The organism is Caproicibacter sp. (assembly GCF_046707225.1).
Classification (GTDB): Bacteria; Bacillota; Clostridia; order Oscillospirales; family Acutalibacteraceae; genus Caproicibacter.
Map to the genome: position 1 here is coordinate 57,908 of NZ_JBJKOP010000026.1, position 14,842 is coordinate 72,749.

The following is a 14,842-nucleotide window of genomic DNA, read 5'->3' on the forward strand; positions in this document are numbered from 1 at the left end:
TCGGGCTTTGAATGACGGAGAAGCCCGGCGGTTCCGAAAAAAGGAGAGAAAATACAATGGCTTTGATGAGAGCAATGTCCTCCGGCGTGGCAGGACTGAAGGCCCACCAGACGGCGCTGGATGTAATCGGCAACAATATCGCGAACGTCAACACCTACGGGTTCAAGGCGTCGCGTACCCTGTTCAGCGATGTGCTGTACCAGACCCTGACCAGCGCGACGGCGCCGGGGCTTACAAAAGATGGCCAAGGCAATGTTACTGATAATGGTACGGGCGGCATCAACCCGAGCCAGGTCGGCTACGGTTCCACCGCTTCCTCGGTTACGGTCGATACCGGACGCGCCGGCATGGCAACCACAGGGTTCGGCGGCGACTGCTATATCAACGGCGAGGGATATTTTATCATCGGCGATGGTAAACCGACAGGTCTTGTCCCACCCAGTCATCAATACACTCGTGTTGGCGCTCTTTCATTTGATAGTGAGGGCTACTTGGTAGATGGACATGGAAATCGAGTTTGTGGGGCTGGTAATAGTGTTGTTCAGTCTGCTGAAGCGGCACTCAGTGGTGATACACTTGACGATATTTCGACAAGCGGACCGGAATATATTCATTATTGTCCAAGTAAAGACACACTCAGTGCTGTTGCTATTGCTGCTGATGGGACCATAACGGCGACAAACGGTGACGGTAAAGTGGTAACGGTTGGCCAAATTTCACTGGCCCATTTCTCTAATCCGGGCGGTCTTGAGCAGGAGGGCGGAAACTACTATAAAGACACAAGCAACTCCGGCGATGCCACCTATGCCACTCCGGGCAGCGGTGCTACCGGAAAGCTGGTGACCGGCGCGCTGGAATCCTCCAACGTGGACCTCGCGAATGAATTTTCCAACATGATCTCCACCCAACGCGGCTATCAGGCGAACTCCAAGATCATTACGGTTTCGGATACGATGCTTGAAACCCTTGTAAATATGGTCCGTTAAGGAAACGCACCGCCCCTTCCCGGGTAAAACCGGGAAGGAACCGCGGTGATCATCCGACTGGGGGGAAGGAAAATGATCGAACTCACGCAGCTCAACGGCGCGCCGTTTCTGCTCAACTGCAATTTGATCGAGACGATCGAGAACATACCGGAAACCAAAATTTCGCTCACGACGGGAAAATATTACCTGGTTCAGGAAGAGCGAAAGGAAATCATTCAAAAAATCATCTCCTATCAGCGCATGATTTACAAAAATATGATCTGTATTGAAGGGCTCAGGCCTCAGGATTAAATCTAAGGTTCAGGGAAGTGTTTGTTCATGGATTTTACAGGAATTATCGGTCTTATTGCCGGCTTGGGCCTGATTTTCTACGGAATTACGGGCCTGACCGACATGGGCGCGATGAAAAGCTTCATTGAGTATCAGAGCATGGCGATTACCATCGGCGGAACCATTGCCTCCACCCTGATTGCTTTCCCGATTTCCTATTTCAAGAAAATCCCCGCCCAGCTGAAAATAGCCGTTCAGAGGAACCGCTACGACCCCAAAAAATACATCGACATGATCGTGGACTTTGCACAGGAAGCGCGGAAAAAGGGACTGCTTTCTCTGGAGGAAAAGGCAAACGGGCTGAACGACTCCGATTCCTTTCTTAAGAACAGCATTCTGCTGATTGTGGACGCGATCGATCCGGAAAAAGTGAAAGAGATGCTGGACAATGAACTGGATTCCCTGGACGAACGGCATTCCCAAGGCTGGCAGTTTTTTGAAAAAGCCTCAACGTTTGCGCCGGCGTTCGGCATGATCGGTACGCTGATCGGTCTGATTAACATGCTGGGGAACCTGAATATGGATTCCACCAGCGGCGCGAACGCTTTGGGGCAGGGAATGTCCGTCGCGCTGATCACCACCTTCTACGGGTCCCTGCTTGCGAACCTGATTCTGGTTCCGGTCGGTCACAAGCTGCATATGCGGCACAACGAGGAACGACTCTGCAAAGAAATCGTTGTGGAGGGGGTCGTCGCCATTCAAGCGGGCGACAATCCGAAGCATATTGAGCAGCGGCTGAAAGCGTTCCTCTGCGAACGGGAAAGGGGAGAGGAAACGGAGCCCGGCAAGAAGGGTAAAAAGGAAAAAAAGAGCAAAAAATAGCGCTCATGAACATATAATGGGGGATTGAGGTGGTAAAATGAGAAAAAAGAAACAGGATGATTCTTCCGGCGGCCCCAGCTGGCTGGATACCTATGCCGATATGGTGACGCTGCTGCTTACCTTTTTTGTTCTTCTGTTCTCCATGTCGACTTTAAACTCCAGTAAATGGCAGAAGCTGGTTGTCGCGCTGTCGGCCAACATCGCAAAAACCCAGGTCAACAGCGAACAGCAGGTGGTTATTGACCCGTCGTCCAACGTCGTCTCGAAAGCGCCGAGTGCGGCCGCGCCGGACGAAGGGCTGGGCGAGGAATCCAAGCCGGTCGACAAGGTAACGGATTTTGACCAGCTTTACGCTTATCTGAAAAAATACATAGAAGACAACCATCTCGACAGCAGCGTGAAGATTTACAAGGGGGACGGGTACACGTTTCTTTCCTTTCGAAACAGCATCTTTTTCGACGGCGACAGCTCCACTCTGCGCCCGCAGGGAAAGGTGATCCTCGATTTCCTCTGCGACGCGATGTCCAACATTCCGGACCAGATCGGCGAAATCCGTTTCTATGGGCATACGGCCAAGGTTTCGGCGACGAACACGCCGGAACGGCAGGCGTTTGACCGCGGCCTTTCCGACGACAGGGCGAAAAACGTGCTGCTGTATGTACAGGCAAAGGGGATTATCAGCGGAGCAAAGATGGTCAGCGAGGGTTACGGCGAATACCGCCCGATTGTACCGGACGACGGGACCGAGGCGACCAGAGCCAAAAACCGGAGGGTGGAAATTTATCTTTCCAAAACCGGCAAGACGGTCGATGTTCTGGACAAGGTATATGAGGAAATCAAGGCCTCGAATCAGGCTTCGTCGGCAGGCGGGTAAAAATTTCCCGGCGCCGCGGCGCCGGGCCGTACAGACAGTTTCAGAATCCTAGCTAAAGAATGGTGGTACATATGGCGGAAGTATTGTCGCAGCAGCAGATAGACGATCTGCTTGGAAGTCTGCAAAGCGGCAGCATGGATTTTCAGGAGATTGAAGAGCAGACCTCCGGACCGAAAGTCAAGGATTATGATTTTCTGTCACCTAAAAAGTTTACACGAGAGCAGATCAGGCTCCTGCAGAATATATTTGAAAGCTTTTCACGCCTTTTCAGCCTTCATTTGTCTGGAATTCTGCGCATGAACTGCCAGGCGGAGGTGCTGCAGGTTGAGGAAGAGGAATATAAGGAATTCGGAAACGCTTTGAGCGATTCCGTCCTGATTGGAGTCATGGGTCTCCACAGCGCCGAATACGGCATTGAAGACAAGCAGATTCTGGTCGAAATGTCCAGACCCATTTCTTTCAGTATTCTGGACCGGATGCTCGGCGGAAGCGGGAGCGGTTATAAAATCGACCGTGATTACACGGAGATTGAGCTCTCCCTTCTGGATTATCTGTTCCGGGAGATCGCACCCATTTTAAAGGACGCGTGGGCCAACTATTTCGATGTGGAGCACACGATGGACGGAATCGAGACCAATTCGCAGCTGATCCAGTTTATTCAGCCGGATGAGTCCGCCGCCATTGTCGTGGTTGAGGTCACACTCAACGAGCTGAAGGGGAATTTGAACATCTGTCTTCCCGCCAGTTCTTTGGAAGAGATTTTTAAGATCTTTGATTCAAAGTATGTAAAGATTAACAGAAAACTCGACCCGCAGCAGGAGGAACGCCGAAGAGAGCACATTCTCGACAGCTTGAAGGACACGCCTCTGACGGTTTCCGCCGTGCTTGGGAAGACGGAAATCACCCTGAGGGATCTGATCGATTTGCACAGGGGCGACGTCATTCCGCTGGATGCTCCGGCGGGGGACGAGTCCGTTACTGTTCAGGTTGAAAAGCTGAAATGGTTTACCGGTCAGATCGGAGTAAAAAAGAAAAAGTACGCCGTAAAAATAGGGAAAGTCCTCTATTAATATTTTATTTGAAAAAAGGTGATTGTTTTGGAGCCAAAGCAAGAAAAGCTTCTGTCCGATATGGAGATCGACGCCATCGGCGAAATCCTGAATATCAGTTTGGGTTCTTCCGCCACCTCCGTTTCGGAATTGCTTGGGCAGCCGGTCAACATTACGACGCCGGAAGTCAGGCTAATGAAGACCAGCGAATTCGACATTAAAACCTACGAGCCCGCTATCGCTGTTGAAATTAATTATGTTCAGGGACTTTCCGGAAAAAACATACTGATCTTAAAGGAAACGGATGTAAAGGTCATTGTCGGCCTTTTGCTTCAGACGGATTTTTCGGAACAGGAATTCGTCATGGACGAGATGAATGTCGGCGCGATCTGCGAAGTGATGAATCAGATGATGGGCGCGGCGGCCACGGCGCTCTCTCAGTTTTTGAACAGAAGCATCAATATTTCGCCGCCGAATTCGTTCCTGATTGACAATTCGGAACAGTTCAAAGCGAAGTATTTCGAAGACAGCGAGGACATTTGCGCGGTCTATTTCAATCTGATGATCGGTGATGTCGTCAACAGCGAGTTTATCAATGTCATGCCGATTCCGCTTGCAAAAGAGTTGATTTCAAATTTTGGGCTGAGTTCCCCCCCGGAGAATGCGGCTGCCGCTCAGACGGCGCAGACGGAAACTCCGGCCGCAGTGGAAGCGCCGGCGCCCGCCCCGCAGGCCGCCCCGCAGGCCGCCCAGGCACCCGCCCCGGCGCCGGCTGCTCAGACAGCGCAGCCCGCTCCGGCCGAGGCTCAGTTTCAACAGCCGCAGCAGCCTCCGCAGACGGCGCCGCCCGTACAGCAGATGCCCCAGCAGCCGGACAATCTCAATATCAAAAGCGCGGTCTACCCCAGCTTTGACGAGCCGGAGCCAACCCTGACAAAGGGTGAGACCAACAACCTTAATATGATCATGTCCGTTCCGCTTCAGGTTACGGTCGAAATCGGGCGAACTTCCAAAAAGATCAAAGATATTCTTGATTTTTCAACAGGAACCATTGTAGAACTGGACAAACAGGCCGGGTCCCAGGTTGATGTTTATGTCAACGGGCAGGCGATCGCGAAAGGCAACGTTGTGGTTGTTGATGATTTCTATGGCGTTCGGATTACGGAAGTAATTAACAGCGACGAAATCATGAAACTGGTATAAAATAATTCATTCATTCCAAGGAGGATACACGATGGAAAAGAAAATCATGCTGGTGGATGATGCCGCTTTTATGCGCATGATGATTAAGGACACGCTGTCAAAGAACGGTTTTACCAACATTATTGAGGCGAACAACGGTCAGGTGGCGGTTACGAGCTACGCCGCGGAAAAACCGGACCTTGTCATCATGGACATTACCATGCCCGTCATGGACGGCCTGCAGGCGCTGAAGGAAATCAAAGCTCAGGATCCGGACGCCAATATCATCATGTGCTCCGCCATGGGGCAGGAGGCGATGGTGGTCGACGCCCTTAAGCAGGGCGCGAAGGACTTTATTGTAAAACCCTTTAAGGCAGACCGCATTATGAAAACGGTCAACAGCATTCTGGGGTAAAAAGATCACGGAGGAATACACATGAAGCTGAGCACGGGCTTTGCATCGGACGTTCTGCCGCTGATTTTTTCCATTGTTGCGATCGCGGCCGTTCTGTACCTTTGCTATCTTCTCAGCCGATACCTGGCGAAAAAGGCCAACAGCATCGCGAACACCGCCAACATCCGAATTCTGGAGCGTGTGGCGCTTGCACAGGATAAGGGGCTTGCGATCGCGAAGATCTGCGGGCACTGTTATCTGATTGGATTTTCATCCGACAGGATTGAGTTATTGAAGGAAATCGACGAAGCGGAAATTCGCTCCCCCGAATCGGGGGCGGGGCGGAATTTTGTGGACGCCCTGAACTCCGCGCTCAAGGGCAGATTGGATTTGACAGGCAATGATAGAAAACACAAAAACGACGGACACGAAAAATAAAAGAGCGACAAGACGCAGGATCGTAAAAAAAGCGCTGCTATTTTCAGGCGTTTTTTTCATGATTGCCCTGTTTCTGCCCATGAGGGCCTCCGCGGCCGCGGTGGATGTGAACATCAACGGGAACGGCACGAGCTCGCTTCAGATTATCGAGATGCTCACCCTTCTCGCTCTGCTTCCGTCCATTCTGATTATGACGACCTGTTTTACGCGCATCGTCATCGTTCTGTCTTTCCTGCGAAACGCGATGGGGCTGCAGCAAACCCCGCCGAATCAGGTCTTGATCGGCATATCCCTCTTCCTGACTCTGTTCATCATGTCTCCTGTTGTGTCGAAAATCAACACGGATGCCTACCAGCCCTTTAAGGAAGAAAAAATCACGCAGGAAGAATTCTTGCAGAAGGCGAGCGAGCCGCTCAAGGAATTCATGCTGAAAAACACCAGAAAGGAAGATTTGAACCTGTTTGTCAACCTTTCGAAGCAGGACAGCTCCACCCCGGTGGAAAAAATGCCGATTACCCTTGTGATTCCCGCGTTTATGACAAGCGAGCTGAAACGCGCTTTCATCATTGGATTCCTTCTCTACATCCCGTTCCTTATCATTGACATGATCGTGTCCAGCACGCTGATGTCGATGGGAATGATCATGCTGCCGCCGGCAACGGTGTCCCTGCCGTTTAAGCTGCTGCTCTTTGTTCTGGTGGACGGATGGGATCTGCTGTTCAAAACACTGGCCTCGGGCTTTCACCTGTAGGCGGCTTAAGGAGGTTCGGAGATGACCGTTTCAAAAGTAATGGAAGTGATACAGGCCGCCATGCTTGTCACGCTGAAAATCGCGGGGCCTATTCTGATCTCAAGCATGCTGGTGGGGCTTGTCATTTCCGTTCTGCAGGCGGCCACCCAGATTCACGAGCAGACCGTGGCGTTTGTGCCGAAGTTGTTTACCATTGCCGCCGTTATGGTTTTGCTGGGGCCGTGGATCATGCAGGTCATGAATGACTTTATGCAGTACATCTTCCGGCTGATGGTTTCCCTGAATTGAAGACGGGGCGGAGAACATGAAACTGGATTACAATTACACGCTGCTCATGCTGATTTTTCTGCGGATGTCGGGCTGCATCTTTTTCAATCCGATCATCGGCCGGCGAAATCTGCCGAATGTTGTCAAAATCGGTCTGACGATGATGCTGACCCTGTTTGCTTACCGCCTGACGACGGACCGCTCGATTGAAATCAATTCGTTTCTCGTCCTTTTTTTCTCCGGTCTGAAAGAACTGCTGGTCGGCTTCATTATCGGCTATATCATCCAGCTGTTCCTCTCCGTCATTGTGATGGGCGGTGAAATGTCCGACCTGCAGGTCGGCATCTCCATGTCGAAGGTATACGATCCGCAGAGCGACGTTTCCATGCCGCTTTCCGCGTCGATGCTGAACGCGATGTACTTTCTGATGTTTTTCTGCACCAATGCGCACCTGACCCTGATCGAGGTTTTTGTCAAGCTGGGCGCCGTCGTTCCCTACGGTGACGGGCTTCAGCTCAGCGCGGGGCTGTTCGGCGGCCTTGCCGCCCTTTTGGGGCAGATGCTGATCTATGCGGTCAAACTCTCCCTGCCGATGGTGGCGGTGCAGATGATCGGCGAAATCGGCACCGGCCTGATGATGCGCGCGGTGCCGCAAATCGATATCTTCACAGTGGAAATTCAGCTGAAGATTCTGATCGGCTTTCTGGTGATGCTCATCCTTGTTCCGTCGTACGCTTCGTTTCTGGAGCGGATGATGACCCTGATGTTCGACCGAATCAGCGCCGTGTACGCCATACTGGCCTAACGCCGAGGGGGGATTGCAGTGCCGGACGGTTCGTCGGAAAACAAAACGGAAAAAGCAACCCCGAAAAAGAGGGAGGACGAGCGAAAAAAAGGGAATATCTTTCAAAGTGCCGACGTTGTCAGTTCTCTTTCGATTCTTGCGGTTTTTGTCATGCTCCGCATTGCGTTTCCGTATCTTTACCTCTATTTATCCAATTTTATTCAGAGGTATATCTCCTATACCGCAACCAAGAGCGCCATCACACAGACGGTTGCCGTGGATATTCTGCGCGACGCATGGATTGCCATCCTCCTTCTTTGCTCCCCGGTGCTGCTTGCGGCGCTGCTTGCGGCGATTCTCGCGACCGGCGCGCAGACAAGATTCAAATTTTCAGGAGAAAAAATTAAATTTAAACTCACGAACGTAAGCCCGCTGCAGGGGTTCAAAAAACTGTTTTCCCTCCGGTCGGTCTCGGAGCTGATCAAATCGATCATTAAAACCATTGCGATCGGGTACGTGATGTACCTGCAGATGAAAAAGATCTGCGCGGACTGCATCGCGATGATGAGCGGAGATGTGATGCAGTCCGCCGTCCAAATGCTGAATGCCGTGATGGATATGGTAATTCAGATGACGCTGGTTTTCATCGCGATTGCGGCGGCGGACTATTTCTACCAGTGGTGGGATTATGAACGAAACATCCGGATGACGAAGCAGGAGATGAAGGAGGAGTACAAACAGCTGGAAGGCAATCCTGAAATCAAGGGACGAATCCGGCAGGTACAGCGAAGCATTTCCGGACGCCGGATGATGCAGCAGGTGCCGCAGGCCGACGTGGTCATCCGCAACCCGACCCATTTTGCCGTCGCGCTGCGCTACCACGCGCAGGAGGACACGGCGCCGGTTGTGGTTGCGAAAGGGCAGGATTATCTGGCCCTGAAAATTATCGAAATCGCGGAGCAGCATCAGATCCCGATGAAGGAGGACAGGCCCCTGGCCCGCGCGCTCTATGCGTCGGTTGAGGTGAACAGCCAGATTCCGCAGGAATTTTACCAGGCGCTGGCCGAGGTTATGGCGTGGGTCTACCGCCTGAAACAGGAAGGAGAGGAAAGATGAAACTACTCAATCACGTCGTGTCGCTGTTTGTCATTTTGATTATCGCGCTGATCATCATTCCTCTTCCGGCATTTATGCTGGATATGATGTTCATCATCAATATTTCCCTGTCGCTGATCATTTTGATGCTGACCATGTACATCAAAACGGCGCTTGAATTTTCGGTCTTTCCGTCCATTCTTCTGATTACGACCCTGTTCCGGCTTGCGCTGAACATCTCTTCCACAAGGCTGATTCTTTCCCACTCCGGCTCGGCCGGGCAGGTCATCAAGACGTTCGGCACATTCGTTCTTCAGGGGAACATCGTCGTGGGATTTGTCGTGTTCCTGATTATCGTGCTGGTTCAGTTCCTGGTCATCACAAAGGGTGCGGAGCGTGTTTCGGAGGTGGCGGCCAGGTTCCGTTTGGACGCGATGCCCGGCAAGCAGATGGCCATTGACGCCGACCTGAATTCCGGTCTGATCGACGAGCAGACGGCCCGCAGGCGCCGCGAAGACATCCAGCGCGAAGCGGAATTCTACGGCTCCATGGACGGCGCGAGCAAGTTTGTCAAGGGCGACGCGATCATGTCGATCGTCATCACGTTCATCAACTTTATCGGCGGACTGATCGTCGGCATGGTGCAGGGCGGTCAGTCGTTCGGCGACGTGCTGAACCTCTATTCCATCGCGACGGTCGGCGACGGTCTGGTTTCCCAGGTGCCGGCGCTTCTGATCTCCACTGCGACGGGCATGATCGTGACGCGCGCGGCATCCAGTTCCACGCTGGGCGAGGATGTTTCCCGCCAGTTTTCTTCTCAGCCGATGGTGCTTCTGCTGGCCGGGTGCGGCATTTTCGCGCTGAATCTGATTCCCGGCATGCCTCATGTGCAGCTTCTTCTGCTTTCCGCGTTCCTGATCGGTTCCGGTCTGATGTTCCGCAGAAAACTGGAACAGTCCGCCGCCGCGCCGGCGGAGCAGGCGGCCGGTTCGTCCGCTGTTCCGCAGCAGAGCGACGAGACCGCCTATTATAAGAATATCGATCATATTTACGGGCTTCTTCCGCTGGACGCGATTGAAATGGATTTCGGTTACAGCCTGATTCCTCTGGTGGATGAAGCGAGCGGAAGCAGCTTTATCGAGCGTCTGGTGACGTTCCGCAAACAGTTCGCGGTCGAGATGGGAATGGTGGTCCCCACCGTCCGTCTGCGCGACAACGGCCTGCTCAACCCGAACCAGTATGTCATCAAGATCAAAGGCGAGGAAGTCGCCCGCGGTGAAATCCTGATGGACTACTACCTTGCGCTTGACCCGGGCAACCGGACCGGAGAAATCGACGGAATCAATACGATTGAGCCTGCTTATGGGATTCCGAGCAAGTGGATTACCCCCGACAAGAAGGACATGGCGGAGATATACGGATATACGGTCATCGATCCTCTTTCCGTCGTTGTGACGCATCTTTCCGAAACCGTGCGCCGCCACGCGGACGAACTGCTCTCCAGACAGGAGATCGGCCAGCTTCTGGAAAGCGTCAAAACCTACGACGCATCCCTTGTTTCCGACGTTGTGCCGAACGTGATCACGCAAAGCAACCTGCAGAAGGTTTTGTGCTCCCTGCTGAAGGAAGGCATTCCCATCCGAGACATGGAAACGATTCTGGAAACGGTCTCCAACAATGCCGTCGCGGCACGGGACCCGGACATGATGACGGAATATGTGCGGCAGGCGCTGCACCGCACCATTACCCGAAAATGGGCGGACGGCGGTCAGATCCGGGTGATCACGCTGGACAACGAGGTGGAAAAATCCATTGTCGGCTCCATCAGCAAAAACGAACACGGGACCTATTTATCGCTTGACCCGCAAACGACCCAGAAGATCATCACAAAACTGACGGACTGCATCGCAAAGGTGCACGACGTGGTGAATACCCCGGTGATTCTGACCTCCCCGGTGGTGCGAATCTATTTCAGCAAACTGCTGCAGCAGTTTTATCCGCGGGCCGTCGTGCTTTCCTTTAATGAGCTTGACAACAACATACAGATTCAGGCGGTCGCCAACGTAACGCTGGAATAGTTAAATCAACGCGGAAAGGAGAGGGCTGTATGACGAAAAACTATGAGGTACAAGAAATACCGCTGCAGGAGCTTTGGACCCGGTACAGCAAAACCGGGGATATTGAAACGCGCAACGAGCTGATTCGTCAGTACAGCTATCTGGTCCGCTGTATTGCAATAAAAATTGTCGGACGCTATCAGTATTTTAATTATCTGGACGATATAATAAATGAAGGTTTAATTGCTCTGATGGATGCGATTGCAAAGTTTGACATGATGAAGAATGTAAAGTTCGAGACCTTTGCATCCATTAAGGTAAGGGGCGCGATGATCGATTACATCAGGCGGCAGGATTGTTTTCCCCGCAGGCTGAAAAAAATGGCGAAGGCGATCAACGAGGCGGACGAAACGCTGAATCAGCGGCTGGGACGCAGCCCGACGGAACAGGAAATTGCAGATTACATGAGAATCAGCCTGCCGGAATATGAAAAAATGCTGGCGGAGACCAGTTCGATGAACATCCTGTCCTTTGAAGAACTGGTTTATGAAAAGGGAGTCGAAAGCATTGCCCTGCACAGCGCCAATTCAACCGGCGGCCCCGAACAGGTAATGGCCGAAAAGGAACTGAGCAGCATGCTTCAGCTTGATATTGAGAATTTGGAAGAAAAAGAGAAGATCGTAATTTCACTGTATTACAAGGAACAGCTGAAAATCAAGGAAATTTCGGGCGTAATGGGAATCAGCGAATCAAGGGTTTCGCAAATCCATTCCAGTGCGCTGAGAAAGCTGAGAAGAAGTTTGGAAAGTTACCTCAAACAATAGGAAGGACGGATCGCAATGGTCAGGGGTTTTTATATGCTGGGTTCCGGGATTCTGACGCAGAGCCGGGTGCTGAACACAATCAGCAACAATGTCGCAAATGTCGATACCAACGGGTTCAAAAAGACCCGCGTGATGGAAAAAACCTTCGGGAGCATGGTCGTTGAGCGGGTTGACCGGAACAGAACGCCGGTTGGCTCGGCGTCGATGATGAATACCGCGGATGAAGCCGTGACGGACTACTCGCAGGGGACGGTAAACCAGACGGGCAGAAAATTGGATTTCGCCATTAAGGGCGACGGCTTTTTCGCCGTACAGGGGGATAACGGGACCGTCTACACCAGAAACGGCAGTTTCAATATTGACAGCGACGGGTATCTGGTTCTAAAAGGACAGGGCAGGGTGCTGGGCAGCGACGGGAATCCCATCCGGCCCGGAACGGACGAAATTTCGTCGGACGGACAGGGCCGCCTGACCGCGAACGGCGCGCCTGTCGGTCAGCTTGCCGTATACCGGTTTCCTGACAATGCCGCGCTGAAAACAGTGGGGGAAGGGATGTTCCAGGGTGCGAACGCCGGCCTGGTCACAACGCCGGCCGTCCTGTGGAAGTCGCTGGAGGGCTCCAATGTTGATATGACGGAGGAGATGACCAGCGCCCTGTCGTCCCAGCGCGAGCTTCAGTCCTGCTCTCAGGCGCTGAAGATGTATGATACCGTTCTGGATCAGGCTGTGGATATTGCAAAGCTTTAATATCGGGGAGGGGAAAACGCTATGATGACTTCTTTTTATACGGCGACGGCCGGCGCGATTGCACAGGAGCAGAAAATGGACGTGACTTCAAACAATATCGCAAACGCTTCTACCCAGGGGTTTAAACCGGACAAGGTTTCGTTTGCGGATCTACTCTACACGGGCGTGCACGGCAAGGAAACGGCAAACAGCCTGAAAGTTGGCCACGGGGACCGTCTGGACAATACGGACACGGTTTTTACACAGGGAAGCGTCCAGAAAACCAATCGTTCGCTTGACTACGCGCTCCCCTCGGAAAACGCGTTTTTTGCGGTGAGATGTACGGACGGCACGGTGCGCTTCACACGGAACGGCGGTTTTCAGCTTTCGGAAAATGCCGACGGCGGCTTTTTTCTGGCGGATTCCCAAGGAGGAGTTGTTCTGGACAGCGATGGAAACGCGATAACGGTAAAAAATGAAGACGATCCGCAGAACGTGGGGGTCTATTCTTTTAAAAACTGTGACGGGCTGAAAAAGACGGGCGGGAATTATCTGGAAGAGACCACGGCTTCCGGGCTGGCGTCTGTTTCAAACGTGAAGCCTATTCAGGGCAGTATAGAGGAATCTACGGTGGATTTAGCGGACGAAATGACGGCGATGATCAGCGCGCAGAAGGCGTTCGCATTTAACGCGAAAATTCTCAGCATTTCAGACAATACCATGCAGACAGTCAATAATTTACGCTGATTGACCATTTTGAAGCCGTCAGCTTGAGGGAGTGAATAGTATGAATGAACAGAATGGCGAATTGAACCAGGGGCAGGAAGAGAAAAAGGAAGAAGAGCAAAAAAAGCCGGAAATACGGCTAAGCGTTTCCTCAGACGGGCTTGAGGCTACGCTTGAGGTCAAGACCGCGTTTCAGGGGCAGACGGTTTCCTATGACGAGATCATTGCTTTCCTGAAGGAAAACGGGGTCGTCTACGGAATCATGGAGAGTATGATCCGCGATTTCTGCGAGAACCGGAAATTTTTCCTTGACCTGGTCTGCGCGAGAGGTCTGCACCCGGTGGACGAGGAGAACGGAAAACTGGAATACCTGTTTCAGCGGGAACAGAATACCATGCCAACGGAGCGGGAAGACGGCACGGTGGATTACAAGAATCTTGGCATTGTTCAGAATGTAAAAAAAGGCGATGTGCTTTGCAGAATTATCCCGCCGCAGCCCGGCAAGGACGGCATTGACGTGTACGGCAATGCCGTGGCTTACCGCCGCGGCAAACTGCCGAGTTTTCCTCAGGGAAAGAACACGGCTGTTTCGGAAGACGGGCTGACCCTGACCGCGGACGCGGACGGGTGCGTCGAGTATAAAAACGCAAGTCTCAGCGTGAGCGAAGTATTCATTGTGCGCGGGGATGTCGACGGTTCGTCGGGCAATATCGATTTCATCGGGACGGTCATCGTGCAGGGTGATGTTCTGGAGGGCTTTTCCGTGAAAGCCGGCGGCGATATTAATGTCCGCGGCATGGTGGAAGGCGCTCTGCTCGAAGCCGGTGGCAGCATCGCCATCGCCTGCGGCATGAACGGCATGAGCCGCGGAAAACTGATTGCAAAGGGAAGCATTTCCGCACAGTACATAGAAAACACAACGGTGGAATGCGCCGGGGATCTAAGGTCGGACGTCATCTTTAACAGTATTGTCAAGGTGGGCAATTCCGTGCTGGTCCGCGGCAGGAAAGGACTGCTTGCGGGGGGCAGATGTCAGGCGGGGCGTTCGATCACGGCCAATACAATCGGCAGCGGCGGCGCCCGCACGGAAGTCTCGATTGTGTCGGGTGTGCTGGACGGTCTCCTTTCCGGTAAGGAAGGAGAGAGCTTGGAGTCGGTGACGGCGGAGCTGGAGCAGGAAGAGAAAAACTTGCAAACGCTGAACGAACAGATTGGAACAATATGCCGGTTTTTAACAAAAGACCCGCGTTCCCTGCAAGCCAGAAAACTTCAGAAAAACGCCAATTCCCAAAAGGAACTGGCCGAGACCAGGATCGAATATCTGAAGACGAAAATTGCCGCAATGGGCAAGGCGGACCAGAACGGCCTGTCTGCTTTGGACTTTAAAATTACGGCGCTGAAAGTGATTTATACTGGAACGAAAATGACAATCGGCAGCTTTGTGGAAAATTTATCGTCCGACTATAACGCGACCAAATTTTATGCGGATCACGAGCATATTGTCAGTTCCCCGGTCCAGCCTGTCGACCGTATCTAA

At 52.5% G+C, this 14,842-nt stretch carries 17 protein-coding genes; all 17 read left to right on the forward strand.

What is annotated here, in order from left to right; genetic code table 11:
* The first annotated feature begins 11 nt into the window (after positions 1 to 11).
* The 17 genes from ACLQ3M_RS04390 (at position 12) to ACLQ3M_RS04470 (ending at position 14,842) form a co-directional block, all read left to right on the forward strand.
* On the forward strand, positions 12 to 986 hold the full coding sequence (locus ACLQ3M_RS04390; protein WP_411676486.1) for a flagellar hook-basal body complex protein: 975 nt from the start codon (positions 12 to 14) through the stop codon (positions 984 to 986).
* A 72-nt stretch (positions 987 to 1,058) separates the two neighbouring features.
* Positions 1,059 to 1,277, forward strand: coding sequence for a flagellar FlbD family protein (locus ACLQ3M_RS04395; RefSeq protein WP_411676487.1), 219 nt, complete (start codon positions 1,059 to 1,061; stop codon positions 1,275 to 1,277).
* 27 nt (positions 1,278 to 1,304) lie between these two features.
* Positions 1,305 to 2,138: a motility protein A gene (locus ACLQ3M_RS04400; RefSeq protein ID WP_411676488.1), complete on the forward strand. Its 834-nt coding sequence runs from the start codon at positions 1,305 to 1,307 to the stop codon at positions 2,136 to 2,138.
* A 37-nt stretch (positions 2,139 to 2,175) separates the two neighbouring features.
* Positions 2,176 to 3,012 (forward strand): flagellar motor protein MotB, encoded by an 837-nt coding sequence (locus tag ACLQ3M_RS04405; protein WP_411676489.1) that lies wholly within the window; start codon positions 2,176 to 2,178, stop codon positions 3,010 to 3,012.
* Between the two features lie 71 nt (positions 3,013 to 3,083).
* Positions 3,084 to 4,082 (forward strand): flagellar motor switch protein FliM, encoded by a 999-nt coding sequence (gene fliM, locus ACLQ3M_RS04410; RefSeq protein ID WP_411676490.1) that lies wholly within the window; start codon positions 3,084 to 3,086, stop codon positions 4,080 to 4,082.
* A 27-nt stretch (positions 4,083 to 4,109) separates the two neighbouring features.
* Positions 4,110 to 5,264, forward strand: a complete 1,155-nt coding sequence (gene fliY, locus ACLQ3M_RS04415; protein WP_411676491.1) for a flagellar motor switch phosphatase FliY — start codon at positions 4,110 to 4,112, stop codon at positions 5,262 to 5,264.
* A gap of 31 nt (positions 5,265 to 5,295) precedes the next feature.
* A complete protein-coding gene (locus ACLQ3M_RS04420; protein WP_411676492.1) occupies positions 5,296 to 5,658 on the forward strand; it encodes a response regulator in 363 nt (120 codons plus the stop codon).
* Between the two features lie 21 nt (positions 5,659 to 5,679).
* Positions 5,680 to 6,075, forward strand: a complete 396-nt coding sequence (locus ACLQ3M_RS04425) for a FliO/MopB family protein (protein ID WP_411676493.1) — start codon at positions 5,680 to 5,682, stop codon at positions 6,073 to 6,075.
* Complete coding sequence (fliP, locus tag ACLQ3M_RS04430; RefSeq protein WP_411676494.1) at positions 6,038 to 6,826, forward strand: flagellar type III secretion system pore protein FliP; 789 nt, start codon at positions 6,038 to 6,040, stop codon at positions 6,824 to 6,826. Before ACLQ3M_RS04425 ends, fliP begins: the two co-directional genes overlap by 38 nt.
* A gap of 21 nt (positions 6,827 to 6,847) precedes the next feature.
* The gene (gene fliQ, locus ACLQ3M_RS04435) at positions 6,848 to 7,114 is read left to right on the forward strand and encodes a flagellar biosynthesis protein FliQ (RefSeq protein ID WP_411676495.1); all 267 of its coding nucleotides are present in this window, start codon (positions 6,848 to 6,850) and stop codon (positions 7,112 to 7,114) included.
* Between the two features lie 16 nt (positions 7,115 to 7,130).
* Positions 7,131 to 7,898 carry a flagellar biosynthetic protein FliR gene (locus ACLQ3M_RS04440; protein ID WP_411676496.1) on the forward strand — a complete coding sequence of 256 codons (768 nt, stop codon included), beginning with the start codon at positions 7,131 to 7,133 and terminating at the stop codon, positions 7,896 to 7,898.
* An 18-nt stretch (positions 7,899 to 7,916) separates the two neighbouring features.
* Positions 7,917 to 8,993, forward strand: coding sequence for a flagellar biosynthesis protein FlhB (gene flhB, locus ACLQ3M_RS04445; RefSeq protein WP_411676497.1), 1,077 nt, complete (start codon positions 7,917 to 7,919; stop codon positions 8,991 to 8,993).
* Entirely contained in the window at positions 8,990 to 11,050 is a 2,061-nt protein-coding gene (flhA, locus tag ACLQ3M_RS04450) for a flagellar biosynthesis protein FlhA (RefSeq protein ID WP_411676498.1), read from the forward strand. The genes flhB and flhA overlap by 4 nt, the downstream gene beginning before the upstream one ends.
* Positions 11,051 to 11,079: 29 nt before the next feature.
* A complete protein-coding gene (locus tag ACLQ3M_RS04455; protein ID WP_411676499.1) occupies positions 11,080 to 11,853 on the forward strand; it encodes a sigma-70 family RNA polymerase sigma factor in 774 nt (257 codons plus the stop codon).
* Positions 11,854 to 11,868: 15 nt separating this feature from the next.
* Positions 11,869 to 12,600, forward strand: coding sequence for a flagellar hook-basal body protein (locus ACLQ3M_RS04460; protein ID WP_411676500.1), 732 nt, complete (start codon positions 11,869 to 11,871; stop codon positions 12,598 to 12,600).
* Between the two features lie 21 nt (positions 12,601 to 12,621).
* Positions 12,622 to 13,326 (forward strand): flagellar hook-basal body protein, encoded by a 705-nt coding sequence (locus ACLQ3M_RS04465; RefSeq protein ID WP_411676501.1) that lies wholly within the window; start codon positions 12,622 to 12,624, stop codon positions 13,324 to 13,326.
* Between the two features lie 40 nt (positions 13,327 to 13,366).
* Positions 13,367 to 14,842 (forward strand): DUF342 domain-containing protein, encoded by a 1,476-nt coding sequence (locus ACLQ3M_RS04470; RefSeq protein WP_411676502.1) that lies wholly within the window; start codon positions 13,367 to 13,369, stop codon positions 14,840 to 14,842.